The organism is Pseudomonas sp. 2835, assembly GCF_050435905.1.
Classification (GTDB): Bacteria; Pseudomonadota; Gammaproteobacteria; order Pseudomonadales; family Pseudomonadaceae; genus Aquipseudomonas.
In genome coordinates, this window is the sequence record NZ_JBNDLE010000012.1 from 85,459 (window position 1) to 111,162 (window position 25,704).

Sequence of the window (25,704 nt, forward strand, 5' to 3'; positions counted from 1 at the left end):
ACGTTTAATGAGCTTCGGCGCCGATGAAGAAATCCTTCAGGATTTCCTGGTAGAAGCCGGCGAAATTCTTGAGCAACTGTCCGAGCAACTGGTCGAGCTGGAAAGCCGTCCGGATGATGCCGACCTGCTCAATGCGATCTTTCGCGGTTTTCACACTGTAAAAGGGGGCGCCGGCTTCCTCCAGCTCAACGAGCTGGTGGAGTGCTGCCATATCGCCGAAAACGTGTTCGACATCCTGCGCAAGGGTGCCCGGCGCGTTGACTCCGAACTGATGGACGTGGTCCTGGAAGCCCTGGACACGGTCAACAGCATGTTCGGCCAGGTGCGCGAGCGCAGCGACATCACCCCGGCCACCCCTGAGCTGCTGGCGGCGCTGTCGCGCCTGGCCGAGCCTGCCGGGGAAGACGAAGTGGCAGCCCCTGCCGCTGAACCCGAGGTGGTTGAAGCGCCGGCGGCCGAGGCCGAGGCGGATATTACCGACACCGAATTCGAACAACTGCTCGACTCGCTCAATGCGGTCAAGGCCGAGGCAGAAGCCCAGGTCGCCGAGCCTGCCGGTGACGAAATCACCGACGCCGAGTTCGAGTCGCTGCTTGACCAGTTGCACGGCAAGGGCCAGTTCGCCGCCGACAACCTCGGCGCCGCCACTGAAGTACCAGCTGGCGCTGCCACCGCTGGCGACGCCAGTGGCGACATCACCGACGATGAATTCGAAGCGCTGCTCGACCAGTTGCACGGCAAGGGTACCTTTGCCGTCGATGCACTGCCGGGCGCTGCTGCCGCCCCAGTGGAGGCCGCTGCGCCTGCCGCGTCTGGCGATCACATCTCCGAGCATGAATTCGAAGCGCTGCTCGACGAGCTGCACGGCAAGGGCAAGTTCGTTCCCGATGCGGTTGCCACGGCCGCACCGGCTGCCACCGCAGCACCCGCGAAAGCTGCGGCCAAGCTTGCCCCGGCACCTGCCGCCAAGCCAGCTGCTGCGCCAGCCCCTGCGGCCAAAGCACCGGCTGCGGCACCTGCACGCCAGGCCGCTCCGGCTGCCGAGAAGCATCCTGCCAGCGAAACCGAAACCACCGTACGGGTCGACACCGCACGGCTCGACGAGATCATGAACATGGTCGGCGAGCTGGTGCTGGTGCGTAACCGCCTGGTGCGCCTGGGCCTGAACAGCGGCGATGAAGCCATGTCCAAGGCCGTGTCGAACCTTGACGTGGTCACCGCCGACCTGCAGACCGCGGTGATGAAAACCCGCATGCAGCCGATCAAGAAGGTCTTCGGGCGCTTCCCGCGCCTGGTTCGCGACCTGGCCCGGCAGTTGAAGAAAGAAATCAACCTGGAGCTGGTCGGCGAAGAGACCGACCTCGACAAGAACCTCGTCGAGGCCCTGGCCGACCCGCTGGTGCACTTGGTGCGCAATGCCGTCGACCATGGCGTCGAGACGCCGGAAGAGCGCGAAGCGTCGGGCAAGTCCCGTGGCGGCAAGGTGGTGCTCTCGGCCGAACAGGAAGGCGACCACATCCTGCTGTCGATCTCCGATGACGGCAAGGGCATGGACGCCGACGTGCTGCGCGCCATCGCGGTAAAGCGCGGGGTGATGGACAAGGACGCCGCCGATCGCCTGAGCGAGACCGAGTGCTACAACCTGATCTTCGCCCCGGGCTTCTCGACCAAGACCGAGATTTCCGACGTGTCCGGGCGTGGCGTGGGCATGGACGTGGTGAAAACCAAGATTTCCCAGCTCAACGGCTCGATCAATATCTACTCGACCAAGGGCCAGGGCTCGAAGATCGTCATCAAGGTGCCGCTGACCCTGGCGATCATGCCGACGCTGATGGTCATGCTCGGCAACCAGGCGTTCGCCTTCCCGCTGGTCAACGTCAACGAAATCTTCCACCTCGACCTGTCGCGTACCAACGTGGTCGACGGCCAGGAAGTGGTGATCGTGCGCGACAAAGCCTTGCCGCTGTTCTACCTCAAGCGCTGGCTGGTCAGCTCGGCCGCTCATGAAGAGCAGCGCGAGGGCCATGTGGTGATCCTTTCGGTGGGTACCCAGCGGATCGGCTTCGTCGTCGATCAACTGGTGGGCCAGGAAGAAGTGGTCATCAAGCCGCTGGGCAAGATGCTCCAGGGCACCCCGGGCATGTCGGGCGCCACCATTACCGGTGACGGGCGCATTGCGCTGATCCTCGACGTACCGAGCATGCTCAAGCGTTACGCCGCCCGGCGTATTTGATTCTGGTGGCGCGGCTCACATGCCGCGCCCCCTAATGGAGTGTTTATGGCAGTCAAGGTCCTGGTGGTGGATGATTCCGGTTTCTTCCGCCGCCGTGTCTCGGAAATTCTTTCAGCGGACCCGACTATCCAGGTCGTCGGTACCGCGACCAACGGCAAGGAAGCGATCGATCAGGCGCTGTCGCTCAAGCCCGATGTCATCACCATGGACTACGAAATGCCCATGATGGATGGCATCACCGCCGTGCGTCACATCATGCAGCGTTGCCCGACCCCGGTGCTGATGTTCTCCTCGCTGACCCACGAAGGCGCTCGTGTCACCCTCGACGCGCTGGATGCCGGTGCGGTCGATTACCTGCCGAAAAACTTCGAAGACATCTCGCGCAACCCGGAGAAGGTCAAGCAACTGCTGTGTGAAAAGGTCCATACCATTTCCCGCAGCAACCGTCGCTTCAGTGCCTACGCAAGCCCGGCGCCGGCGCCGCAGCCAGCCGCGCAACCTGCCGTCAGCAGCCTGGGCAGCACGCCTGCACCCCGCGCCGCAGCACCTGTGCGCGCAGCGGCTGCGCCAGCGTCCAGTGCTTCGCCGGCGCCCAAGCGCAAGCCCTACAAGCTGGTTGCCATCGGTACTTCCACTGGCGGCCCGGTTGCCCTGCAGCGGGTTCTGACCCAGTTGCCGGCCAACTTCCCGGCGCCGATCGTGCTGATCCAGCACATGCCGGCGGCCTTTACCAAGGCGTTTGCCGAGCGCCTCGACAAACTGTGCAAGATCAGCGTCAAGGAAGCCGAGGACGGCGACATGCTGCGCCCGGGCCTGGCCCTGCTGGCCCCTGGCGGCAAGCAGATGATGGTCGACGGCCGCGGCACGGTGAAGATCCTGCCGGGCGACGAGCGCCTGAATTACAAACCGTGCGTGGACATCACCTTCGGTTCGGCGGCCAAGTCCTATGGCGACAAAGTGCTCTCGGTGGTGCTCACCGGCATGGGTGCCGACGGCCGCGAAGGTGCGCGCCTGCTCAAACAGGGTGGCAGCACCGTGTGGGCCCAGGATGAAGCCAGCTGCGTGATCTACGGCATGCCCATGGCCATCGTCAAAGCCAACCTGGCAGACGCCGTGTATGGCCTGGATGAGATCGGCAAGCACCTGGTCGAGGCCTGCGTCTGATGGATGTCTTGAGCCTTATCGGGATCATCCTGGCCTTTGTCGCCATCGTTGGCGGCAACTACCTCGAAGGCGGCCACCTGTCGGCACTGCTCAACGGCCCGGCGGCCTTGATCGTGCTCGGCGGCACCCTGGCGGCGGCCTTGCTGCAATCGCCGATGAGCGCCTTCAAGCGCGCGCTGCAGATCGTGCGCTGGATTCTGTTTCCGCCACGGGTCGACCTGGCTGGTGGTATCGACCGGGTCGTCAACTGGTCGCTGACCGCGCGCAAGGAAGGCCTGCTGGGCCTGGAAGGCGTCGCCGACGCCGAGCCGGACCCTTACGCACGCAAAGGTCTGCAGCTGCTGGTCGACGGCGCTGAGCCGGAAGCCATCCGTAGCATTCTCGAAGTGGATTTCTACACCCAGGAAAGCCGTGATGTGCAGGCCGCCAAGGTGTTCGAGAGCATGGGTGGTTATGCGCCGACCATCGGTATCATCGGTGCGGTGATGGGCCTGATCCATGTAATGGGCAACCTTGCCGACCCTTCGCAACTGGGCAACGGCATTGCCGTAGCCTTCGTCGCGACCATTTACGGCGTTGCCAGTGCCAACCTGATCCTGCTGCCGATCGCCAACAAGCTCAAGGCCCTGGCCCTGCGCCAGTCGCGTTACCGGGAAATGCTCCTCGAAGGCTTGCTGTCGATCGCCGAAGGCGAAAACCCGCGCTCGATCGAGCTGAAGCTTCAGGGCTTCATGGAGTAACACATGGCGCGCCGTCGACAACCCGAAGAGCATGAAAACCACGAACGCTGGCTGGTGTCCTACGCCGACTTCATCACCTTGCTGTTCGCCTTCTTCGTGGTCATGTATTCGATCTCGTCGATCAACGAGGGCAAGTACAAGGTCATTTCCCAGGCGCTGATCGGTGTGTTCAACGACCCCGAGCGGAGCATGAAGCCGATCCCCATCGGCGACGAGCGCCCGCTCAGCGTCAAGCCGGCCGAGCCGTTGATCAAGGACAGCGAGCAGGTCGATGCGGGCCTGGCGCAAACCAGCAGCGATCCGCTCAAGACCATTACCGATGACGTGCGCGACGCCTTCGGCGACCTGATCAAATCTGACCAGATGACCGTGCGCGGCAACGAGTTGTGGGTCGAGATCGAGCTCAATTCCTCGCTGCTGTTCGGCAGCGGCGACGCCATGCCCAGTGACGTGGCGTTCAACATCATCGAGAAGGTGGCGAAGATCCTCAAGCCGTTCGCCAACCCGGTGCACGTCGAAGGCTTTACCGACGACCTGCCGATCCGCACCGCGCAGTACCCGACCAACTGGGAGCTGTCATCGGCGCGGGCGGCGAGCATCGTCCGCCTGCTGGCGATGGAAGGAGTGAATCCAGCGCGCATGGCGTCGGTCGGCTACGGCGAGTTTCAGCCTATCGCCGGCAACGACAGCGCCGAAGGCCGTGCGCGCAACCGACGGGTGGTATTGGTGATCTCGCGCAACCTTGAGGTACGCCGCAGCCTGACCGGAACTGGCAGCGCCAATGCCACACCGGACGCTGCGATGAAGCGGGCTGGCACACAAACTGCACCGCCAGCGGTAGCACCGACGGTGGGCGACAATCGCGTCAATTCCCCGTCACCGACCCTATAACCGATCCCGGCAGGGTAGGCTGCCGTACCGGGAGGAAGCAACGCAATGAGAGTCTGGGCAGTAGCCAATCAAAAAGGTGGAGTCGGCAAGACCACCACGTCCATCGCCCTGGCCGGCCTGCTGGCCGAGGCGGGCAAGCGTGTGGTGGTCGTCGACCTCGACCCGCACGGGTCGATGACCAGCTACTTCGGGCACAACCCCGATGCGCTGGAGCACAGTTGCTACGACCTGTTCCTGCACAAGGGCACCGTGCCCGAGGGCTTGCCCGGGCAATTGCTGTTGCCCACCAGCGACGAGAAAATCTCGCTGCTGCCGTCGAGCACCGCCCTGGCCGTGCTTGAGCGCCAGTCGCCGGGCCAGAGTGGCCTGGGCCTGGTGATCGCCAAGTCTCTGGCGCAGCTTTGGCAGGATTTCGACTACGCCATCATCGACAGCCCGCCGTTGCTCGGCGTGCTGATGGTCAACGCCCTGGCGGCCAGCCAGCAGTTGGTGATCCCGGTGCAAACCGAGTACCTGGCGGTCAAGGGCCTGGAGCGCATGGTCAGCACCCTGGCGATGGTCAACCGCTCGCGCAAGCAGGCTTTGCCTTACCACATCGTGCCGACCCTGTTCGACCGCCGCACCCAGGCCTCGATGGGCACCTTGCGGGTGCTGCGCGACGCTTACCCTGAACATATCTGGCAAGGCTACATCCCGGTCGACACGCGCCTGCGTGATGCCAGTCGGGCCGGGCTGACGCCCTCGCAGTTCGACGGCAAGAGCCGCGGCGTGGTGGCCTACCGTGCCTTGCTCAAGCACCTGCTGACGCAGAACCTCGCCTTGCAGGTGGCCTGATGAATCGTCCTCAACAGCTTGCCAGCCGGCCACAGATGGCCCTGCAGACCTACCTTGACGGCTTGCTGCAGGAGGCCACTGAAGAATTTGACGAAGAACTGCCGGTATCGGTCGAGCCCGACGAATTCCAGGCAGCGGTTCGTGAAGAGCAGGCCCGCGATGCCCAGGTGGCGGCCCAGGCCGCGCTAAAGCCTGAGCCGCTGCCGTTTGCCGAGCCGACTCGGCCGGTATTGCCGCTGACCTTGCCAGCGCTTGTCGAGCCTGTGCTGGAGCCTGTGGTCGAAGTGCCTGAGATTGCCCAGGTTGCACCGGTCGAGCCGCTGGTCGACGTGCACCTGCCGCCGGCACCCAATCAACCGGTACCGCCGGCCACCGTCGATGGCCGTCCGGCCTGGGCTGCCGAGCCGTTCGAATGCCTGCTGTTCGATGTCGCGGGCCTGACCCTGGCAGTACCGCTGGTGTGCCTGGGCTCGATCTACTCACTGGCCGGCCACGAACTGACGCCTTTGTTCGGCCAGCCCGACTGGTTTCTTGGCATCCTGCCGAGCCAGAGCGGCAACCTCAAGGTATTGGACACTGCCCGCTGGGTCATGCCCGACCGTTACCGGGATGATTTTCGCCAGGGATTGCAGTACGTGATTTCGGTCCAGGGCTACGAGTGGGGCCTGGCGGTGCATCAAGTCAGCCGTTCGCTGCGCCTGGACCCCAATGAAATCAAGTGGCGCAGCCAGCGCGGCCAACGGCCATGGCTGGCCGGCACCGTAATTGAACACATGTGCGCGTTGCTCGACGTCGCCGAACTGGCCGAGTTGATCGCCAGTGGCGCAGTCAAGCAACTGCACACCACCCATAAATAATCGGCCGCATCTGCCGCGACCGCACTGAGCACACCGCCGATGGCGGGTTTTGAGGGATAGGGGAATGAAAAAATCGTCTGCACAAGGTTCCGAAGATCCGATCCTGCAGTGGGTGACCTTCAAGCTGGACAACGAGTCCTACGGCATCAACGTGATGCAGGTTCAGGAAGTGCTGCGCTACACCGAGATCGCCCCGGTCCCGGGTGCCCCGAGCTACGTGCTGGGCATCATCAACCTGCGCGGTAACGTGGTCACCGTGATCGACACCCGCCAGCGCTTCGGCCTGCTGTCGAGCGAAATCACCGACAACACCCGTATCGTCATCATCGAAGCCGACAAGCAAGTGGTCGGCATCCTGGTCGACAGCGTCGCCGAAGTGGTTTACCTGCGCCAGTCGGAAATCGAAACCGCGCCGAATGTCGGCAACGAGGAATCGGCCAAGTTCATCCAGGGCGTGTGCAACAAGAACAACGAACTGCTGATTCTGGTCGAGCTGGACAAGATGATGACCGAGGAAGAGTGGTCCGAGCTGGAGAACATCTGAGTTGATCCTTGAGGTTGCAGTCATATTTCTGGCGCTGCTGTGGGCGGTCAGCCTGTGGTTCTTCCTGAACTACAGCAAGCGCCAGCGTGAGCTGGCCGCGCAACAGGCCCAGAGCGATGCGGTGCGTGACCAGCGCATCAAGGACCTGGGCAAGCGCCTGGACGACTACCAGAACGGCAGTGTGCGCATGGGCGAAGCCCTGCACGAGCTGCGCGCGGTGGTTGCGCCCTTGCCGGACAAGCTCATGCAACTGGAACAGCGTGACCCCAACAGCCTGTCGTTCGCGCAAGCGGCGCGGCTGGTGGGCATGGGTGCCAGCGTCGATGAACTGACCCAGTCCTGCGGTTTGACCCAGGCTGAGGCGGAGTTGATGAGCAAGTTGCACCGTAGCTGAGGGTTGCAGTGAATTAATCGCGGGGCAAGCCCGCTCCTACACCTTGTGTGGGAGCGGGCTTGCCCCGCGATGCTTTCAGGTACCCGGCAATCTCAGGTCGGTAGGGGTGATATCGCGTTCCTGCGGCCCTTCGTCGACAAACCCCACCGGCACCTTGCCCTTGAGCTGCCAGGCAAAAGCGATGATTTCGGCGATGGTCAGGTACAGGGCCTCGGGGATCTGATCGCCCAACTCCATGCGCGCCAACAGGCGCACCAGTTCGGCGTTCTCGTAGATCGGCACTTCATGCTCGCGGGCAATCTTCAGGATTGCCTCAGCCAGCTCGTCGTCGCCCTTGGCACTGAGGGTCGGCGCCTGTTGGCCGTCGTAGGTCAGGGCGATGGCCTGGCGTGGGTTCTTGTCGATCATGCCTGTTCATCCACCCTGTGGGAGCGGGTACTCCAGGTAGTTCTCTCCAGATGGGGTTTGTCGATCATGCCTGTTCATCCACCCAGCGCTGTTCCAGGTGCGTACGCGGCCCCTGGGGCGGTGTACCGTGATGGCAGTGCAGTTCGGTAACGTTCAGGCCACGGGCCAGCAAGCGTTCGCGCAGGTTGCCGAGCTGGCTTTCGATCAATTGCGCAGTGCTCGGCCGTTCGGCCCATAGCTGGCTCGACAGGCTGCCCTGGGTGATTTGCGCCTGCACCTGCAGTGGCCCCAGCGGATCCAGGTCGAAGGCCAGCTCAATGCGCCAGAGCATTTCCAGTGGATCGCGACGCTCGCGTTCCGGGTCGCTTTGCTGCTCCGGGGTTTCTTCGCGCTGCAGCTTCATTTGCAGCGGCATGAAGTCCTGACCGTTGCGCAGGGGGATTTCCAGTTGCCAGGTGGTTTGCAGGTTGCCATCGGCGGTGGTGCCGGTTTGCTCAAGGCTTGCCAACTGATGGCTTTGCAGGCGCGAGATGGCGGAGGCGGCCAGGCGCAACAGGTGCTCGAGGTCGCCTTCCCCATCCTGGCTTGGCAAAGACCGCGAGGGCAGGGGGAAGCCGCCGGGCTGTGGCCGCGGGCTGACCTGGCCGAGCATGCCCAGGGCGCTGCGGACCATGCCGGGCATGACCTGGGCCAGCGTACTGGCGGCCGCAGCGGGGTTGAAGGTGGCGTTGCCCGGCAGCCCCGGCAGCAGTTGCGCCACCAGGCGCGTCACTTGCGCCTTGAGGTCAGGTGCGAGTGTCGCGGGCAGCCCGGCCAGCAGCTTGGCCTCAAGAAACACGCCGCTGTTGCTCAAGGCCTGGGCCAGGCCCTTGGGATCGCTGAGCTGGCGGATGTCTGGCAGGCTGGTCAGCAGCTTGTCGACCGTGGCGCGTACTTCGCCGCTCTGGCTGTTGTCGTTGCGCAGTTGCTGCAGGCTGGCCAGCAAGCCTTGCAGCGACGCCTGGCGATTCTGCTGGGTGCTCAGTTGCTGGGTAATCGCCAGTTGTTCCTGACGTCCGCTGAGCGGCACGAAGCTTAGCGACTGATCGCCCTGTACCCGGGCACTGAGCAAGCTGCCCACCGCCAGCGGGCGGGGGCTGTCGATGGCCAGGGTGGCACCGGCCTGCGGGCCGCCGAGTAAAGTGACCAGCGAGCGAAACTGCGCCAGCTGACCGGCGTTTGCCGGCAATGCCTGGCTGGTAACGACCTTGCCTTGCAGCAGGGTGCCCACCGGCAGCTCGCGTGTGTCGATGCGGGTCAGGGTGGCGACGCTGCTGGCGATGGCTTGCTGCACTGTAATGCTCAGGTTGGCATTGCTGCTCTGGGTCACCGCCAGCTGGCTGCCCTGGGCCAGGGGCAGGGTGCTGCTGGCCTGGACATTGGTTTGCTTGCCGTTGTCCTGGGTCAGCTTGAGCAGCATCTGAAAGTCCTGGCCGACCTGGCGCAGGGCCAATACCTCGGCCTTGGCGGTTTCGCCCGGGGCCAGCAGGGCCTGCTGCGGTTGCAGCAGGCGCAGCAGTTCGCCGGTCATCGCCGAGCGCAGCTGAGCGCTGGCCGGAATCTGTGTGCCGAGGTTGTTGATTTCGCCTGTCATCCGCTCGCAACCTGTTGAAATAGCCCTCTTTGCAGTAGGACATCACATGTATAATGCCGCCCGATCTTTGGCGATCAGCGCGGCCGGGCCACATCGTCGTTGCCAGTATAACGGCAAGGCCGGGACCGACTTGAGACAGGCATCCCAAGCATAAGGCGAAACCGTGACCCCTCATCTCCAAGCCGTGGGCCTGGCCTGCGAGCGCGACTGGCGAATGCTCTTCGAAAACCTCGAGTTGCACCTGGGCGCAGGCGACATGCTGCAGATCAGCGGCCCCAACGGCAGTGGCAAGACCAGCCTGTTGCGCCTGATGGCCGGGCTCATGAGCCCGACCGCCGGGCAGATTCTAGTCAGTGGCAAGCCGTTGGCCGAACAGCGCAACGAGCTGGCGCGCATTCTCCTGTGGATCGGCCACGCCGCGGGTATCAAGGATGTGCTCAGCCCCGAAGAGAACCTCGCCTGGCTCTGCGCCCTGCATCGTCCGGCAGCGCCTGCGGCGATCCGCACGGCCCTCGAAGCGGTCGGCCTGCGCGGTTTTGAAGACGTCCCTTGCCATACCCTGTCGGCCGGCCAGCAACGCCGCGTGGCCCTGGCCCGGCTGTACCTGGACAGCCCGCCGCTGTGGATCCTCGACGAACCCTTCACTGCCCTCGACAAACAAGGCGTGGCCCAGCTCGAAGCGCACCTGGCCGCCCATTGCGAGCAGGGCGGCATGGTCGTGCTGACCACCCACCACACGCTGGAGCGCACGCCGTCCGGTTACCGTGAACTGAACCTGGGGCAGTGGGCCGCATGAGTGTCTTTGTGCTGTTGTTGCGCCGAGAAGCGCGTCTGTTGTGCCGACGTCCCGCCGAGCTTGCCAACCCGCTGGTGTTCTTCGCCATCGTCGTTGCGCTGTTCCCGTTGGCGGTCGGACCCGAGACTCAATTGTTGCAAACCTTGTCTCCGGGGCTGGTCTGGGTGGCAGCGCTTTTATCGGTTCTGCTCTCGCTGGACGGGCTTTTCCGCAGTGATTTCGAGGATGGATCGCTTGAGCAGTGGGTCCTTTCGTCGCACCCCCTGCCTCTTCTGGTGCTGGCGAAAGTACTGGCACACTGGGCCTTTTCCGGCCTGGCACTGGTATTGTTGGCACCCTTGCTGGCACTGATGCTAGGTTTGCCTGCGGCGTGCCTGCCGGTACTGCTGGCATCGCTCTTGCTCGGTACCCCGGTGCTGAGCCTGTTGGGCGCCGTGGGTGCCGCCCTGACAGTCGGCTTGAAACGTGGCGGCCTGCTGCTGGCGCTACTTATTTTGCCGTTATATATCCCGGTATTGATCCTGGGCAGTGGCGCCTTGCAGGCGGCACTGCAAGCTATGCCGGCGACCGGTTATCTGCTCTGGCTTGGCAGCCTGACCGCCCTGGCAGTAACTCTGGCACCCTTTGCAATAGCGGCTGGCCTGAAGATCAGCGTCGGCGAATAATGAGGTCTGGGCCCCGCCCAGCAAAGACCCTGGATGTACCGTGATGAAAAGCAGCGCAATCAGCTGGACGTGGTTTCACAAACTGGGTTCACCCAAATGGTTCTATTCCATCAGCGGGCGGATGCTGCCGTGGCTGGCGATTGCCGCCCTCCTGCTGATCGGCATCGGCGTGGTCTGGGGCCTGGCCTTCGCGCCCCAGGATTACCAGCAAGGTAACAGCTTCCGGATTATCTACATCCACGTGCCGGCGGCGATGCTCGCCCAGTCCTGCTATGTGATGCTGGCGGTGGCCGGGGTGGTGGGCCTGGTGTGGAAGATGAAGATCGCCGACGTCGCCCTGCAATGCGCAGCGCCCATTGGTGCCTGGATGACCGCCGTGGCGCTGGTCACCGGCGCCATCTGGGGCAAGCCGACCTGGGGCAGCTGGTGGGTCTGGGATGCGCGACTGACGTCGATGCTGATCCTGCTTTTTCTGTACTTCGGTCTCATTGCCCTGAGCCATGCCATCAGCAATCGTGAGAGCGCGGCCAAGGCCTGCGCGGTGCTGGCCATTGTCGGGGTGATCAACATCCCGATCATCAAGTATTCGGTGGAGTGGTGGAACACCCTGCACCAGGGCGCCACCTTCACCCTCACCGAAAAGCCGGCGATGCCCGCCGAAATGTGGCTACCGCTGCTGCTGACGGCGCTGGGTTTCTACTGCTTCTTCGGCGCCGTGCTGTTGCTGCGCATGCGCCTTGAAGTGCTCAAGCGCGAGGCGCGCGCCAGCTGGGTCAAGGAGGAGGTATTGAACAGCCTGGGTCGGGAGATGGCGCGATGAGCTTTGCCTCCTTCAGTGATTTTCTCGCCATGGGCCATCACGGCCTGTACGTCTGGTCGGCCTACGGCATCTGCCTGCTGGTGCTGGCCCTCAACGTCGCCGCGCCCCTGCGCGCCAAGCGCCGTTACCTGCAAGAACAGGCGCGCCGTCTGCGCCGGGAGAACAAACCGTGAATCCGCAGCGTAAAAAGCGTCTGTTCATCATCCTCGGCCTGCTGGCCGGGATCGGCATCGCCGTGGGCCTGGCCCTGAGTGCCCTGCAACAGAACATCAACCTGTTCTACACCCCGACCCAGATCGCCAACGGCGAAGCACCGCTGGACACTCGCATCCGTGCCGGCGGCATGGTCGAGAAAGGCTCGCTGCAACGCTCCGGCGACTCGCTGGACGTGCGCTTTGTGGTCACCGACTTCAACAAGTCGGTGCCGATCACCTACCGCGGCATTCTCCCGGATCTGTTCCGCGAAGGGCAGGGCATCGTTGCCCTGGGCAAGCTCAACGCCGAAGGCGTGGTGGTGGCCGATGAAGTGCTGGCCAAGCACGACGAGAAATACATGCCGCCAGAGGTCACCAAGGCCCTCAAGGAAAGCGGCCAGGTCGCCACCGATGCCGGAGCCAAGCCATGAATGCGGCGTTGATCATTCCTGAACTGGGCCAGCTGGCGATGATCCTGGCGATCTGCTTCGCCTGCGTCCAGGCCACCATCCCGCTGCTCGGCGCCTGGCGCGGCGACAGCCTGTGGATGAGCCTGGCGCGCCCGGCCGCCTGGGGCCAGTTCGCCTTCCTGGCGTTCGCCTTTGCCTGCCTGACCCACGCCTTCATGACCGACAACTTCTCGGTCGCCTATGTCGCCAACAACTCCAACAGCGCCTTGCCCTGGTACTTCAAGTTCAGCGCCGTGTGGGGTGCCCACGAAGGCTCGCTGCTGCTCTGGGCAATGATCCTCGGTGGCTGGACCTTTGCCGTGTCGATCTTCTCCCGGCAACTGCCGCAAGTCATGCTGGCGCGGGTGCTGGCGGTGATGGGCATGATCAGCGTCGGCTTCCTGTCGTTCCTGATCATCACCTCCAACCCGTTCAAGCGTCTGCTGCCGCAGGTGCCGACCGACGGCGCCGACCTCAACCCGCTGCTGCAGGACATCGGCCTGATCGTTCACCCGCCGATGCTGTACATGGGCTACGTGGGCTTCTCGGTGGCCTTCGCCTTTGCAATCGCCGCCTTGCTCGGCGGTCGCCTGGACGCCGCCTGGGCGCGCTGGTCGCGGCCGTGGACCATCGTTGCCTGGGCCTTCCTCGGTATCGGTATCACCCTCGGTTCCTGGTGGGCCTATTATGAGCTGGGCTGGGGCGGCTGGTGGTTCTGGGACCCGGTCGAAAACGCCTCGTTCATGCCCTGGCTGGTCGGTACCGCGCTGATTCACTCGCTGGCGGTCACCGAGAAGCGCGGCGTGTTCAAAAGCTGGACGGTGCTGCTGGCCATCGCCGCGTTCTCCCTGAGCCTGCTGGGCACCTTCCTGGTGCGCTCCGGGGTACTGACCTCGGTGCATGCCTTCGCCTCCGACCCTGAGCGCGGCATCTTCATCCTGATCTTCCTGCTGTTCGTGGTCGGCGGTTCGCTGACCCTGTTCGCCCTGCGCGCACCGGTGGTCAAGAGCCAGGTCGGCTTTGCCCTGTGGTCGCGGGAAACCCTGCTGCTGGCCAACAACCTGGTGCTGGTGGTGGCGGCGTCGATGATCCTCCTCGGCACCCTCTACCCGTTGATCCTCGACGCCCTGACCGGCGCCAAGCTTTCGGTCGGGCCGCCGTACTTCGATGCGCTGTTCATCCCGTTGATGGCGCTGCTGATGGTGGTGATGGCGGTGGGCGTGATCGTGCGCTGGAAAGACACTCCGACTAAATGGCTGCTGGGCATGCTCACTCCGGTGCTGGTCGCCAGCGTGGTGCTGGCGCCGATCGGCGGCCTGCTGGTGGATGACTTCGACTGGCAGGTGCTGACCACCTTCGCCCTGGCCGCGTGGATCATCCTCGCCGGCGCCCGCGACATCCTCGACAAGACCCGTCACAAGGGCCTGTTCAAGGGCTTGCGCGGCCTGAACCGCAGCTACTGGGGCATGCATGTTGCCCACCTGGGCCTGGCGGTGTGCGCCCTGGGCGTGGTGCTGTCGAGCAATAACAGCGCCGAACGCGACCTGCGCCTGGCGCCGGGCGAGTCGGTCGAGCTGGCCGGTTACCGGTTCATCTTCGAAGGCGCCAAACACTTCGAAGGGCCGAACTTCACCTCCGACAAGGGCACCGTGCGAGTGGTCGAGAACGGCCGCGAGATCAGCGTGCTGCACCCGGAAAAACGCTTGTACACCGTGCAGCAGTCGATGATGACCGAAGCCGGCATCGATGCCGGTTTCACCCGTGACCTCTATGTCGCCCTCGGCGAGCCACTGGATAACGGCGCCTGGGCGGTGCGGGTGCACGTCAAGCCGTTCGTGCGCTGGATCTGGCTGGGCGGTTTGCTGACTGGCCTGGGCGGCTTGTTGGCGGCACTGGATGGTCGCTATCGCGTCAAGGTCAAAACCCGTGTGCGTGAGGCACTGGGCATGTCTGGAGCTACTGCATGAAGCGTTGGATCATGGTGCTGCCGCTGGCGGTGTTTCTGCTGGTGGCGGTGTTTCTCTACCGCGGCCTGTTCCTTGACCCGAGCGAGCTGCCCTCGGCGATGATCGGCAAGCCGTTCCCGGCCTTTGCCCTGCAGTCGGTCGACGGCAAGCCGCTGACCGAAGCCGACCTGCTCGGCAAGCCGGCGCTGGTCAATGTCTGGGCCACCTGGTGCCCGTCGTGCAAGGTCGAGCACCCGTATCTGAACAAGCTGGCCGAGCAGGGCGTGGTGATCCACGGCGTCAACTACAAGGACGACAACGCCGCCGCATTGAAGTGGCTGGCCGAGTTCCACAACCCCTACCAGCTCGACATCCGTGACGAGCAGGGCAGCCTGGGCCTGGACCTGGGGGTGTACGGCGCGCCGGAAACCTTCCTGATCGACGCCAAAGGCATCATTCGTTACAAGCACGTCGGGGTGGTTGACGCGACCGTATGGCGCGAGCAACTGGCGCCGCAGTACCAGAGCCTGGTCGATGAGGCCAAGCCATGAAGCGCTGGCTGGCAGCCGCCGTACTCGGCCTGAGCCTGGCCGGGGTGACCCAGGCGGCAATCGATACCTACCAGTTTGCCGATGAGGCCGAGCGCGCGCGTTATCACGAGCTGACCAAGGAACTGCGCTGCCCCAAGTGCCAGAACCAGGACATCGCTGACTCCAACGCACCGATTGCCGCCGACCTGCGCCGGGAGATCTTCCGCATGCTCGGCGAGGGCCAGAGCAATCAGCAGATCATCGACTTCATGGTCGATCGCTACGGTGACTTCGTCCGCTACAAGCCGGCCCTCAGCGCCCGCACCTGGCTGCTCTGGTTCGGCCCTGGCGTATTGCTGCTGGGCGGTTTTACCGTGCTCGCGCTGATTGTGCGCAAGCGCCGTGGCCAGGCGGTGGCAGGCAGCGCCGACCTTTCGTCCGAGGAGCGTGAGCGCCTCGCCAAATTGCTGGACAAAGAACAGACCCATGACTGATTTCTGGCTTGCTGCAGGCCTGCTGTTGCTGGTGGCCCTGAGCTTTTTGCTGATCCCGGTGTTGCGCGGCCGTCGCGCGCAACAGGAAGAAGACCGCACCGCCCTCAACGTCGCCCTGTATCAGGAGCGCGTCGCCGAACTGGCAACCCAGCAGGCTGCCGGGGTGCTCGATGCCGAGCAGTTCGGCAAGGGCCGCGACGAGGCTGCGCGCGAGCTGCTGGCCGACACCGAAGGCGCCGAACCGCAACGCCTGGGTCGCCTGGGCAAACCCTTGCCGCTGCTGGCGGCGGTGCTGGTGCCGTTGATGGGCCTGGGCCTGTACCTGCACTTTGGTGCCAGCGAGCAGGTCGAGCTGACCCAGCAATTTGCCAAGGCGCCGCAGTCCATGGAAGAGATGACCCGCCGCCTGGAACTGGCCGTCAAGGCCCAGCCGGATTCGGCCGAGGGTCTGTACTTCCTTGGCCGTGCCTACATGGCCCAGGAGCGTCCGGCCGACGCCGCCAAGGTCTTCGAGCGTGCCGCCGCAGTTGCCGGGCGACAGCCGGAGCTGCTCGGGCAGTGGGCGCAGGCGCTGTACTTTGCCAACAACAAGCAATGGAGCGGGCAATTGCAGGCCCTGACCGACGAAGCGCTCAAGGCCGACCCCAACGAAGTCACCAGCCTTGGCCTGCTGGGCATCGCCGCATTCGAGTCCGAGCACTACCAGCAAGCCATTGACTACTGGAACCGCCTGCTGGCGCAACTGCCTGAGGGCGATGCCTCGCGGGCAGCGCTGCAGGGCGGTATCGAGCGCGCCAGCGACAAGCTCAAGGCCGGCGAGGGCAAGGCTGCACCGGCAGTTGCCGAGCAGGGCACGGCACGCCTGAAGGTACGGGTCGAGCTTGCTGCGGCGCTCAAGGACAAGGTCAAGCCTGACGACAGCGTGTTCATCTTCGCCCGTGCAAGTTCCGGCCCGCCGATGCCGTTGGCGGCCAAGCGGGTAACCGTGGCGCAACTGCCGATCGAGGTCGAGCTGAGCGACAGCGACGCGATGATGCCGAACATGAAACTGTCGAGCTTCCCTGAAGTCCAACTGGTTGCGCGCATCTCTCGCGCTGGCCAGCCGACCCAGGGCGAATGGATCGGCAAGGGTGCTCCGCTGGCCAGCAGCACAACCGCTGCGCAACACCTGACAATCGACAGCCCGGACCAGTAAGAGACCGACTATGAACAGCATCGCACGCCTGACCCTTCTTTCCCTGGTTGTGGGCTTGAGTGCATGTACCGTTCATCAGCCCTCCGAGCCCACCGCGCCGCCGATCGAAACCCTGCCGCCGGGCCCGAGCACCAAGCCTGCGCCCAAGCCCGGCGCGGTGCCGAGCAAGCCGGCCGTCACCCCGGTGCCCAAGCCGGTACAGCGAACCTCTCCAAGCTTCGCGCCACCGCCCGGTGGCGCCAGCCACTGGGACCCGCGCCTGGGTGTGTATGTGCTCGACGGCAAGACCAACACCTTCTACCGCCAGCGCACCTACTACCGCTGGAACAACGGCTGGAGCTGGTCGACCAACCCCAACGGCCCCTGGCAGGACACCGACAGCAGTGGCGTGCCGGGCGGTCTGGGCCGGGCTTTCGCCCAGTAACCTGAGCTGCGCATAATGCTCCCTCGCCAATAGCCCGGGAGCAAGGCATGACACAGACGGTACTGGTGCTGGTAGAAACGGTCGACGACTACCTTCCCCTGTTGGAAAACAACGGCTTTCGTCTGATTCGCGCGCAGACCCCGGCCTTGCGCGCCGAGGCCATTGCCCGCCATGGCAGCGAAATCGACGCAGTGCTGACCCGAGGTCCACTGGGCCTGTATGCCGACGAAATGGCCGCTTTGCCCACCTTGAAAATCATCTGCGTGATCGGCGCCGGTTACGAGCAGGTCGACCTTGCGGCCGCTGCTGCCCGGGGTATTACCGTGACCAACGGCGCTGGCGCCAATGCCACGGCAGTCGCCGACCATGCCATGGCCTTGCTGCTGGCGCTGGTGCGTGATATTCCCCGGGCCGATGCTTCGACCCGCCGCGGCGAATGGAACCGGGTGATCAGCCCCTCGGTCAGCGGCAAGCGCCTGGGGATTCTCGGCCTCGGTGCGGTCGGCCTGGCGATCGCCAAGCGGGCGGCGCAGGGCTTCGATATGCCGGTGAATTACCACAACCGAACAGCGCGTACCGACGTGGCTTATCACTATTGCGATAGCCCCTTGGCCCTGGCCCGGGAATCGGACTTTCTGATCGTCGCCACCCCAGGCGGCGCCAGCACCCGTCAATTGATCGACAAGCCGGTGCTCGAGGCTCTGGGGGCTGACGGCTTTCTGGTCAACATCGCCCGGGCCAGCGTAGTCAGCACGCCGGACCTGGTCGATGCCCTGGAAAACGGCGTGATCGCCGGTGCCGGGCTGGACGTGTTCGATGACGAACCGGCCGTGCCCGAGGCATTGAAGGCCTTGCCCATGGTGGTGCTGACCCCGCATGTTGCCGGCCAGTCGCCGGAGGCGGCGCGCGACACGGTGCAGCTGGTGCTGAAGAACCTGCAGGCGTTTTTTGCCGGCGAGCCGGTGCTGACGCCGGTCACGGCCTGACAGCTGCTAGACTGGCCGGCTCTTCTCCCAGCAAGGAGCCTTGATCATGTCCCTGGAAAAACACGGCAGCTGCCTGTGCGGCGCCGTCAAACTCTGCGTCAGCCTGGAAAAAGCCAGCGTCAACGCCTGCCATTGCAGCATGTGCCGGCAGTGGGGCGGCGGGCCGTTTTTGTCGGTGCATTGCGCGCAGCCGGTGAAGTTCACCCGCGGCCAGCCGGTGTTCCATGACTCGTCGGACTGGGCCCAGCGCGGTTTCTGCGGCGCCTGCGGTACGCACCTGTTGTACCGGCTGAAATCCGGCAATTTCGATGCGGTGTCGGTGGGTGTGCTCGAGGGTGACACCGACTGGGTTTTTGACCTGCAGGTGTATGTCGACAAGAAGCCGGGCTACTACTGCTTCGCCAACCAGACTGAAGAAATGACCGCGGCGCAAGTTGAGGCCATGTTCAGCTAAGCGCCAGCAACCAGTGCTCGAATACCTGCGCTGCCGGCGAGCGCAGGGCCTGTTTGTCGTGCACCAGGTAGTCGGCCTGGCCGGTGTGCACGACAAACTCCGAGACCTGGCGGATCAAGCCGTTGTCGATCCGCTCGCGGGCCATGAACTCCCAGCCAAGGCCCACGCCCATCCCCTGCATCACCGCATCGAACACCAGGTTGACCTGGTTGAAGGTCACCGCATTGGCCGGCGCCTGATAGCGTAAGCCCTGATGGCCGAACCAGTCCTGCCAGTCCAGGCAGTTCCAGGCCGAGGCGTCCAGTTGAATCAGCGGCAAGGCCTGCAACTCACTGAGTGACTGCACGGCGGGCAGGGCACGTTTGACGCTGGCAATCGGGTAGATGGCCTCGTCGAACAGCTTGCTGGCCTTGAGCGAGCTCCAGTGGCCATGGCCATAGAGAATGCCGAAGTCGTAGTTGCCAATATCGCTTTCGCTGATTTCGTTGCTGGCATGAATGTTCACCGTCAGCTCCGGGTGCTGCTCGTTGAAGCGCAGCAAACGCGGGAACAGCCAGTACTGGGCCACCGCATGGGTGCAGATGACGCTGACGTTGCGACTGCCGTGGCCGCTTTTAAGACGCAGCACATTGGCCAGCAGGCTTTCCAGCATGGGCTCGACGATGGCGTTGAAACCGTCGCCGGCTGCCGTCAGCGCAATGCCCCGGGCGCGGCGCTCGAACAGCAGCGCGCCCAGATGATCCTCCAGCAGCTTGATCTGTTTGCTCACCGCGCTCTGGGTCAGGTACAGCTCGCTGGCAGCGCGGGTAAAGCTGCCGGTACGCACCACCGCCTCGAAGGCGATCAGGGTGTCCAGGGGTGGCAGGTGACGGCTGAAGCGGCTCATGGGATGGTCCGGTCTGGGGAATGCCTGAATCATAAGGTCGATGCTTTCAGGGCGAAAGGTATTCCTCTAGGGAATGCCTGCATGCCGAATGATCTTTTGTCCGGGCGCTGTCCAGGCGTTAGCCTGCGCACTTCTTTGAACAGGAGCAGGCGCGTGAAACGGGGTGTGGCGTATGCCGGAGTAGCCGGTGCGATGTGGGGGCTGGTATTGATGGTGCCGCAGCTGTTGCCGGAGTTCAGCCCGGTGCTGCTCAGTTGCGCACGCTTCGTGCTGTTCGGCCTGGTGACCCTGGTGCTGGCGCTCCCCATGCGCAAGGCCCTGGGACGCCTGACCCTGGGCGACCTGTGGATGATCGGGCGCCTGGCACTGATCGGCAACCTGTTGTACTTCATCTGCCTGGTGGCGGCGATCCAGCGCCTGGGCGTAGCGCCGGCGTCGTTGATTGTCGGCGTATTGCCGCTGACCATCACCCTGTACGGCCGTCACGACAGCGGCGGGGTGGCGCTGCGTCAGTTGCTGTTGCCGCTGGGCCTGATTCTGGCTGGCATGCTCTGTATCAACCTGCAAACCTTTGCCCTCGAACCCGGGGCGGCGACCGACAAGCTGGCCGGGGTGCTTTATGCCCTTGGCGCGCTGGCCTGCTGGACCTGGTACGCGGTGCACAACAGCCGTTACCTCAAGCAGTGCGGGCATTTCGACAGCCATCAATGGTCGGTGCTCAACGGGGTGATGACCGGCGTGTTGAGCCTGGTGCTGGTGGCGCTGCTGGCGTTGTGGCAGCCGGCGCAGTTGCAGGTCGAGGCGGCGCCCGAGCGCTGGATGCTGTTCTGGCTGTACAGCCTGGCTTGCGCGGTGTTCGGCTCGTGGCTGGCGGCGCTGCTGTGGAATGCCGCGTCCAAGCGCATGCCAGTGACGTTGAGCGGCCAGTTGATCGTCTTCGAGACCCTGTTCGCTTTGCTCTACGCCTTCATCTGGCGCCAGAGCGGCCCGAGCCTGCTGGAGGGCCTGGCGATTGTCCTGGTGATCGGCGGCGTCTGCTGGTCGATGCGCCAGCACGAGCCGGGCAGGGCGGTGGTGACTGCCCAGGCTTGATCGCTGGCCTTGCAAAACCTCGCCAACCCTGCGAAAACGCTGGCCACCAAAGGCATATCCCGCTCCAACGAGGTCAAGCATGAGCAGCGAACTGCAAATCATCGATATCCAGCCAGGCGACGGCAAGGCCGTGGTCAAAGGCGCGCTGATCACCACCCAGTACACCGGCTGGCTCGCCGACGGCACGGAGTTCGACTCCTCCCACAGCCGCGGCAAGCCGTTCCAGGGCGTGATCGGCACCGGGCGGGTGATCAAGGGCTGGGACGAGGGCCTGATGGGCATGCAGGTCGGCGGCAAGCGCAAGCTGCAGGTGCCGGCGCACCTGGGCTATGGCGAGCGCAGCATGGGCAAGATCCCGCCCAACTCCGACCTGACCTTCGAGATCGAACTGCTCGAAGTCCTTACCCGCGACGATTGAGCACCGTCCGTCTTAATTCAGCAACATCAAGGCGCTACAGTCGCTCTGGCTCAGGGCCGAGCGCTCAGGGATCGAACCAAATGGCATTCTTGCACTCTGAAGCATGCCCGATTCCACGGATGGAATATCAGACAGGGATCCCCCCGCGGCTTCGGCCGCGGGGTGGCACAGGCGGGTCAGCCTCAACCCCTTTTTGCTGTGAAGAGCCTTATGAAGTTGCCCTCCCTGTTCAAGCGTCACCGTCACGCTGCGTTGTCCCTTGCCCTGCTTGCCGGTGTCGGCCTGCTGGCCGTCGAGGCGGTGGAAAGCCGCGCAGCACCTGTGGACGGTGTGCAGACCCTGGTGTTCCTGCGCCACGCCGAAAAGCCCGGCGAGGGCCTGGGGCAACTCAATTGCCAGGGCCTGAACCGCGCCCTGGACCTGGCCACCCTGCTGCCGGAGAAATTCGGCAAGGCCGACTATGTGTTCGCGGCTAACCCGTCCCGGCACGTCGAAGAGGGCAGCAAGGACGACGCCTACAGCTATATCCGCCCGCTGATGACCATCAGCCCCAGTGCCATCAAGCTCGGCCTGCCGGTGAACATCGACTTTGGCGCCAACGATACCGGCGATCTGGCCGACGAGCTGCTGCAGGACAAGTACCGCAACGCCACCGTCTATACCGCCTGGTCCCACGGCTACCTGCCGGAACTGATCAACACCGTGGCCGGCAAGGCCCTCGGTGAAGAACGGGTGATCACCGATGACTGGGACGGTGAGGATTTCGACTCGATGTACGTACTGACCCTGACCTGGCACGACGGCAAGGCCAGCCTGCTCAGCCGCAACTACAAGCAGGGCCTAAACAACGGCGAGCACAGCTGCCCGAGCTGATGCTCAGTCCAGCGCTTCAAACTGCCCCTTGGCCTCGCGCCACTCAAACACCTTGCCCAGGCAATAGCTGTTGGCTTCCAGCAGCACCTGGGTACTGCCACCTTCGAGACGCACCTTGACGCTATCGATACCCTGGCTGTAGCAACCGGGCAGGCCTACGTCGAGGGTTTGCACGCGCTTGCCGCTGGCCTTGTCGATGACCTCGATGGTCTTCACCCGGTCGTGGTCGTCGGCCAGCGGAATCTGGAAATAGAAACGCTCGGTAGAGGCCGCCTGGGGTAACGACGGGGTGCCCGCCGGCCAGACCTGCTGATGACCGAAGTCGGCTACCAGGCGCAGCTCCAGGGGCAGCTGCCTCGCATTGGCGTAGGCCGTCCAGGTGCCAAGTATCGGCTTGGTGGCGGCATTGTCATCGGGGTTGAAAAACTTCAGCCGAGCGGTGGGCAGGCCGGCGCTGTCCAGTTCGTCCATGGACAACTGGCGGCCGGTGTTGACCGAGCGCTTGAGGCGAATCGGCGTGCGGTAGCGGTCGTAAAAGTAGAAGCCGTGCTTGTAGTCATTGGTTTTCTCGATCACTAGGGTGATCGCCTGCTTGCCCAGGGTGCCCTGATAAACGGACTGGTAAGCCTGGGCGCCCAGGCTCAAGCCGAGCACCCCGGCGCCCAGCAGGCATTTGCCTAAGGTGTTCATTGATTGCGCTCCCTGGCTTGTTGCTCGGTCTTGAGTTCATAGCGATTGCTGTCGGCTTGATACACGTAGTACTGCTGGTCTTGCCCCGCAGCACCGCCGCTGGCCAATTGCCCGACCGGAATGGCCTTGAAATCGGTCACACCGTCAGCGTTGAAGTCGGCAAAACTCAGGCTCGCAGTGCCCTGGAAGAACAGCGCCAGGTTATCGATGACCTGCACCGGCTGGCCGCTGGTGCGATCGAGGACAGTGATGCGATCGATCGTGCCGACATGCTCGCCGGCGGCCTTGTGTGCATGCACGCGAAATAGCCGGCGGCCGTCCAGCGGCAGTTGCAGCAGTTCGCCCTGCCAGGACGAATCCTGGCGGTCGCTGAAACGGGTCACGCGCTTGAGCGCCAGCGCTTGCCGCTCACGGTTGCGCAGATCCACCCGGGTGCCGAGCAGTTCACGGTCGTGGCTGAAGGCAAACGGCTGAATCAGCAGCGCCGCGGAGGGCAGCTCCGGGTTGTTGAGGAGGTTGATCAACAACGGCAAGCGGTTGTCATGGGGCGTGCGCTCAAGCGGGATCAACCACTGGCGCTGCTCATCAAGCCAGTAACCCTCGAGGGTCTTGTGCTGGGCGTCGTAGGTCAGGGCGACTTCAATGGCGGTATTGCCCTGGGTGCCGCGATAGACGTTTACGGGCGGCACGGCCAGGACGGTGGCACTGGCGAACAGCGCGGCAAACGCAATGAAAAGTCGAACCATGCTGCGATCCTTGCAAAGGTGGGGGCGCAAGGATGGGCTGCTTGTCAGCGCTTTTCAAGGCGAGACGCGCGGCTGACGTGGGCGATCTGTTCTTCGGCCCGTTCGCTGAACAGTTGCAAGAGGTCGTCGAGCGTGTGCGGCGGGCTTTCGTTGGCACGGGTCAGGGCATACAGGGTAATCGGCAAGGCCGGGTCCAACGGCCGCACCAGCGTCTGCGCCGAGCCCTGGGCGGTGAACGGATCGATCAAGGCCAACCCGGCTCCGGACTCAACCATGGCCCGGGCCAGGGAATAGGTCTGCACCCGGATGCTGATGCGCGGCGCCGGCTCGAGGTTCTTCAGGTACTGGCCGACCTGGGCGGCCAGCGGGTCGCTGCTGCTCAGGCCGATCAATGGCGCGTCGGCCAGTTCTTCAACTGCCAGCGCCAAGCCCTGGCAGTCTGCGCTCCAGTAGCCTTTGGGGGCCAGTGCCACCAGCATGCCGTGGGCCAGCGGCTGGACATTCAGGCCGGGGTGTTCGGGGTGGCGCAAGGTCAGGGCGACATCGATTTCGCGCATCAGCAACTGCTGCACCAGCTCGCGGCTGTGCAGGCTCGACAGTTCGCACTCGGATTGTGGATGGCGCTCGGCCCACTGGCGGATCACCGGGGGGAACAGCGACAGCGCCAACGCCGGCGTCGCACCGATACGAAGGCTCATGCCCGGTTGCCGGCGCAGGCTGGCGGCCAGGCGCCGCACCCCTTCAACGCTGTCGCTGACCTTGTCGACTTCGCGCTCCAGCGCCAGGGCCTCGGGGGTGATCTGCAACTTGCCGCGCACCCGCAGGAACAGCGGGAAGCCCAACTGTGCTTCGGCGTGCTGGAGTATCTTCGACACCGCTGGCTGGGTGACGTGCAGCAGTTGCGCGGCGCCGCTGATGGAGCCGGTCTGGCGGATGGCCTGGAACACTTCGATATGACGCAAGCGCATGGGGTAGCCCATAACCTTTGTTTATGGTCCGCCCATTTTTATTCATTATCGCCAGGCTGTCACCGGGCCTACTCTGAAGGCCTTCAGATTGGCGGATGGAAAGCACATGGCACAGCGGGTAACGGTGATCGGCGGCGGCGTTATTGGTCTGGCAACGGCGTATGCCCTGGTGCGCGAAGGCTTTGCCGTCGATCTGGTCGAGGCGCGGGACAGCTTTGCGGGCGGCACCAGCTTTGCCAATGGCGGGCAGCTGTCGTATCGCTATGTCGCGCCGCTGGCCGATGCCGGGGTGCCGCTGCAAGCGCTGGGCTGGCTGCTGCGCAGCGACTCACCGCTCAAGTTGCGCCCGCGCCTGGACCTGGCGCAGTGGCGCTGGATGGCTGCGTTCATGGCGGCGTGTCGCAGTTCGGTCAATCGCGTTAATGCTGCGCACCTGCTGCGCCTGGCCTTACACAGCCAGGGCACGCTCAAACAGTGGCGCGAGGACGATGGCCTGGACGGCTTTGCCTGGCGGCGCAATGGCAAGCTGGTGACCTTTCGCAATCGCGCAACCTTTGCCCATGCCCGCCAGCACCTGCTCGACCCGCAGGGCCAGCAGGTGCTGGATGCGCAGGAGATCCGCGCGCTGGAACCGGCCCTGGCCGATGCGCCGTTCATTGGCGGGGTGTTCACCGCGGATGAAGAGGTCGCCGATTGCCATCGTTTCTGCCTGGCGCTGGTCGAGCGCCTGCAGGCGTCGGGGCAATGCCGCCTGATGCTCGGGCAGGCAGTGACGCGCATCCGCCACAGTGGTGGGGTAGTGCAGGCGCTGGAGCTGGGCGAGCAGGTCTTGCCGGTGGAGCGCCTGGTGCTGTGTGCCGGGCACCGCAGTGCCAGCCTCGGCCTGCCGGGGCTGCGCTTGCCGATCTATCCGCTCAAGGGCTACAGCCTGACCGCACCGATCAAGGCCGGGCAGCGGGCACCGCAGGTAAGCATCACCGACTACGACCGCAAAATCGTCTATGCCCGCCTCGAAGACCAACTGCGCGTCGCCGCCATGGTCGACATCGTCGGCTTTGATGAATCGCTCGACCCGGCGCGGCTGGCGAGCATGCGCCAGTTGGCCGGGGCGACCTTGCCCGATGCCGCCGACTACGCCCAGGCCCGCGAATGGGCCGGCATGCGCCCGGCAACCCCCAGTGGCGTGCCGTTGCTTGGTGCTACGGCGTATCGCAACCTCTGGCTCAACCTTGGCCACGGTGCTCTGGGCTTCACCCTGGCCTGCGCCAGTGGCCGACTGTTGGCCGAACTGATAGGCGGCCGCGCGCCGTCGATCGACCTGCACGGCCTGACCCCACGGGCGGCCTGACCCGAACAAGAACAACAACCGCAAGGAGTGTC

Annotated in this window: 30 protein-coding genes; 24 read left to right on the forward strand and 6 right to left on the reverse strand. The window is 64.3% G+C overall.

Annotated elements, in window-relative coordinates:
* Positions 1-7 precede the first annotated feature (7 nt).
* From ABIE20_RS17990 to ABIE20_RS18025, 8 genes are all read left to right on the forward strand, one after another.
* The gene (locus ABIE20_RS17990; protein ID WP_429506307.1) at positions 8-2,233 is read left to right on the forward strand and encodes a chemotaxis protein CheA; all 2,226 of its coding nucleotides are present in this window, start codon (positions 8-10) and stop codon (positions 2,231-2,233) included.
* Positions 2,234-2,278: 45 nt separating this feature from the next.
* Positions 2,279-3,397, forward strand: a complete 1,119-nt coding sequence (locus ABIE20_RS17995) for a protein-glutamate methylesterase/protein-glutamine glutaminase (RefSeq protein ID WP_045200324.1) — start codon at positions 2,279-2,281, stop codon at positions 3,395-3,397.
* Positions 3,397-4,137: a flagellar motor protein gene (locus tag ABIE20_RS18000; RefSeq protein ID WP_045200326.1), complete on the forward strand. Its 741-nt coding sequence runs from the start codon at positions 3,397-3,399 to the stop codon at positions 4,135-4,137. The genes ABIE20_RS17995 and ABIE20_RS18000 overlap by 1 nt, the downstream gene beginning before the upstream one ends.
* 3 nt (positions 4,138-4,140) lie before the next feature.
* A complete protein-coding gene (gene motD, locus ABIE20_RS18005) occupies positions 4,141-5,028 on the forward strand; it encodes a flagellar motor protein MotD (RefSeq protein ID WP_429506309.1) in 888 nt (295 codons plus the stop codon).
* A gap of 45 nt (positions 5,029-5,073) precedes the next feature.
* Positions 5,074-5,862, forward strand: coding sequence for a ParA family protein (locus ABIE20_RS18010; protein ID WP_045200330.1), 789 nt, complete (start codon positions 5,074-5,076; stop codon positions 5,860-5,862).
* A complete protein-coding gene (locus ABIE20_RS18015; RefSeq protein ID WP_429506311.1) occupies positions 5,862-6,719 on the forward strand; it encodes a CheW domain-containing protein in 858 nt (285 codons plus the stop codon). Before ABIE20_RS18010 ends, ABIE20_RS18015 begins: the two co-directional genes overlap by 1 nt.
* Before the next feature lie 64 nt (positions 6,720-6,783).
* Positions 6,784-7,263 carry a chemotaxis protein CheW gene (locus ABIE20_RS18020; RefSeq protein WP_010225041.1) on the forward strand — a complete coding sequence of 160 codons (480 nt, stop codon included), beginning with the start codon at positions 6,784-6,786 and terminating at the stop codon, positions 7,261-7,263.
* 1 nt (position 7,264) lies between these two features.
* Positions 7,265-7,657, forward strand: coding sequence for a DUF2802 domain-containing protein (locus ABIE20_RS18025; protein ID WP_429506312.1), 393 nt, complete (start codon positions 7,265-7,267; stop codon positions 7,655-7,657).
* Between the two features lie 75 nt (positions 7,658-7,732).
* Here the strand turns inward: ABIE20_RS18025 and ABIE20_RS18030 are convergent, their stop codons facing one another.
* Positions 7,733-8,065 carry an EscU/YscU/HrcU family type III secretion system export apparatus switch protein gene (locus tag ABIE20_RS18030; protein ID WP_429506314.1) on the reverse strand — a complete coding sequence of 111 codons (333 nt, stop codon included), beginning with the start codon at positions 8,063-8,065 and terminating at the stop codon, positions 7,733-7,735.
* A gap of 64 nt (positions 8,066-8,129) precedes the next feature.
* A complete protein-coding gene (locus ABIE20_RS18035) occupies positions 8,130-9,698 on the reverse strand; it encodes a flagellar hook-length control protein FliK (protein WP_429506316.1) in 1,569 nt (522 codons plus the stop codon).
* Positions 9,699-9,861: 163 nt separating this feature from the next.
* Here ABIE20_RS18035 and ccmA point away from each other — a divergent pair, with 163 nt between their 5' ends.
* From ccmA to ABIE20_RS18095, 12 genes are read left to right on the forward strand one after another with little or no spacing between them, the layout of a single operon-like run.
* Positions 9,862-10,494: a cytochrome c biogenesis heme-transporting ATPase CcmA gene (gene ccmA, locus ABIE20_RS18040; RefSeq protein WP_429506318.1), complete on the forward strand. Its 633-nt coding sequence runs from the start codon at positions 9,862-9,864 to the stop codon at positions 10,492-10,494.
* Positions 10,491-11,159, forward strand: a complete 669-nt coding sequence (gene ccmB / locus ABIE20_RS18045) for a heme exporter protein CcmB (protein ID WP_026001415.1) — start codon at positions 10,491-10,493, stop codon at positions 11,157-11,159. The genes ccmA and ccmB overlap by 4 nt, the downstream gene beginning before the upstream one ends.
* Before the next feature lie 43 nt (positions 11,160-11,202).
* Positions 11,203-11,979 (forward strand): heme ABC transporter permease, encoded by a 777-nt coding sequence (locus ABIE20_RS18050; RefSeq protein ID WP_429506319.1) that lies wholly within the window; start codon positions 11,203-11,205, stop codon positions 11,977-11,979.
* A complete protein-coding gene (gene ccmD / locus ABIE20_RS18055) occupies positions 11,976-12,152 on the forward strand; it encodes a heme exporter protein CcmD (protein ID WP_429506321.1) in 177 nt (58 codons plus the stop codon). The genes ABIE20_RS18050 and ccmD overlap by 4 nt, the downstream gene beginning before the upstream one ends.
* On the forward strand, positions 12,149-12,604 hold the full coding sequence (ccmE, locus tag ABIE20_RS18060) for a cytochrome c maturation protein CcmE (RefSeq protein WP_045200340.1): 456 nt from the start codon (positions 12,149-12,151) through the stop codon (positions 12,602-12,604). The genes ccmD and ccmE overlap by 4 nt, the downstream gene beginning before the upstream one ends.
* 11 nt (positions 12,605-12,615) lie before the next feature.
* Positions 12,616-14,589, forward strand: coding sequence for a heme lyase CcmF/NrfE family subunit (locus ABIE20_RS18065; protein ID WP_429506395.1), 1,974 nt, complete (start codon positions 12,616-12,618; stop codon positions 14,587-14,589).
* Positions 14,586-15,119 (forward strand): DsbE family thiol:disulfide interchange protein, encoded by a 534-nt coding sequence (locus tag ABIE20_RS18070; RefSeq protein ID WP_123568067.1) that lies wholly within the window; start codon positions 14,586-14,588, stop codon positions 15,117-15,119. Before ABIE20_RS18065 ends, ABIE20_RS18070 begins: the two co-directional genes overlap by 4 nt.
* Complete coding sequence (locus ABIE20_RS18075; RefSeq protein WP_429506324.1) at positions 15,116-15,592, forward strand: cytochrome c-type biogenesis protein; 477 nt, start codon at positions 15,116-15,118, stop codon at positions 15,590-15,592. Before ABIE20_RS18070 ends, ABIE20_RS18075 begins: the two co-directional genes overlap by 4 nt.
* A complete protein-coding gene (gene ccmI / locus ABIE20_RS18080; protein WP_429506326.1) occupies positions 15,585-16,787 on the forward strand; it encodes a c-type cytochrome biogenesis protein CcmI in 1,203 nt (400 codons plus the stop codon). The genes ABIE20_RS18075 and ccmI overlap by 8 nt, the downstream gene beginning before the upstream one ends.
* A gap of 10 nt (positions 16,788-16,797) precedes the next feature.
* Positions 16,798-17,211, forward strand: coding sequence for a hypothetical protein (locus ABIE20_RS18085; protein ID WP_429506327.1), 414 nt, complete (start codon positions 16,798-16,800; stop codon positions 17,209-17,211).
* Positions 17,212-17,258: 47 nt separating this feature from the next.
* The gene (locus tag ABIE20_RS18090; protein ID WP_429506328.1) at positions 17,259-18,197 is read left to right on the forward strand and encodes a 2-hydroxyacid dehydrogenase; all 939 of its coding nucleotides are present in this window, start codon (positions 17,259-17,261) and stop codon (positions 18,195-18,197) included.
* Between the two features lie 46 nt (positions 18,198-18,243).
* Positions 18,244-18,651 carry a GFA family protein gene (locus ABIE20_RS18095; RefSeq protein WP_429506330.1) on the forward strand — a complete coding sequence of 136 codons (408 nt, stop codon included), beginning with the start codon at positions 18,244-18,246 and terminating at the stop codon, positions 18,649-18,651.
* Here the strand turns inward: ABIE20_RS18095 and ABIE20_RS18100 are convergent.
* Positions 18,644-19,537, reverse strand: coding sequence for a LysR substrate-binding domain-containing protein (locus ABIE20_RS18100; RefSeq protein WP_429506332.1), 894 nt, complete (start codon positions 19,535-19,537; stop codon positions 18,644-18,646). The two genes, ABIE20_RS18095 and ABIE20_RS18100, sit on opposite strands and share 8 nt — an antisense overlap.
* Before the next feature lie 153 nt (positions 19,538-19,690).
* Between ABIE20_RS18100 and ABIE20_RS18105 the strand changes: the two genes are divergently transcribed.
* The 3 genes from ABIE20_RS18105 (at position 19,691) to ABIE20_RS18115 (ending at position 21,920) form a co-directional block, all read left to right on the forward strand.
* The gene (locus ABIE20_RS18105; protein WP_429506333.1) at positions 19,691-20,629 is read left to right on the forward strand and encodes a DMT family transporter; all 939 of its coding nucleotides are present in this window, start codon (positions 19,691-19,693) and stop codon (positions 20,627-20,629) included.
* A 79-nt stretch (positions 20,630-20,708) separates the two neighbouring features.
* Positions 20,709-21,047, forward strand: a complete 339-nt coding sequence (locus ABIE20_RS18110; RefSeq protein WP_429506335.1) for an FKBP-type peptidyl-prolyl cis-trans isomerase — start codon at positions 20,709-20,711, stop codon at positions 21,045-21,047.
* A 210-nt stretch (positions 21,048-21,257) separates the two neighbouring features.
* Positions 21,258-21,920 carry a histidine phosphatase family protein gene (locus ABIE20_RS18115; protein ID WP_429506337.1) on the forward strand — a complete coding sequence of 221 codons (663 nt, stop codon included), beginning with the start codon at positions 21,258-21,260 and terminating at the stop codon, positions 21,918-21,920.
* A 3-nt stretch (positions 21,921-21,923) separates the two neighbouring features.
* Here the strand turns inward: ABIE20_RS18115 and ABIE20_RS18120 are convergent, their stop codons facing one another.
* From ABIE20_RS18120 to ABIE20_RS18130, 3 genes are read right to left on the reverse strand one after another with little or no spacing between them, the layout of a single operon-like run.
* Positions 21,924-22,610: a hypothetical protein gene (locus ABIE20_RS18120; protein ID WP_429506339.1), complete on the reverse strand. Its 687-nt coding sequence runs from the start codon at positions 22,608-22,610 to the stop codon at positions 21,924-21,926.
* Complete coding sequence (locus ABIE20_RS18125; RefSeq protein WP_429506341.1) at positions 22,607-23,356, reverse strand: hypothetical protein; 750 nt, start codon at positions 23,354-23,356, stop codon at positions 22,607-22,609. Before ABIE20_RS18125 ends, ABIE20_RS18120 begins: the two co-directional genes overlap by 4 nt.
* Positions 23,357-23,400: 44 nt before the next feature.
* Positions 23,401-24,324, reverse strand: coding sequence for a LysR family transcriptional regulator (locus ABIE20_RS18130; protein WP_429506343.1), 924 nt, complete (start codon positions 24,322-24,324; stop codon positions 23,401-23,403).
* A gap of 106 nt (positions 24,325-24,430) precedes the next feature.
* Between ABIE20_RS18130 and ABIE20_RS18135 the strand changes: the two genes are divergently transcribed.
* Positions 24,431-25,672, forward strand: a complete 1,242-nt coding sequence (locus ABIE20_RS18135) for a D-amino acid dehydrogenase (RefSeq protein WP_429506345.1) — start codon at positions 24,431-24,433, stop codon at positions 25,670-25,672.
* Positions 25,673-25,704 lie beyond the last annotated feature (32 nt).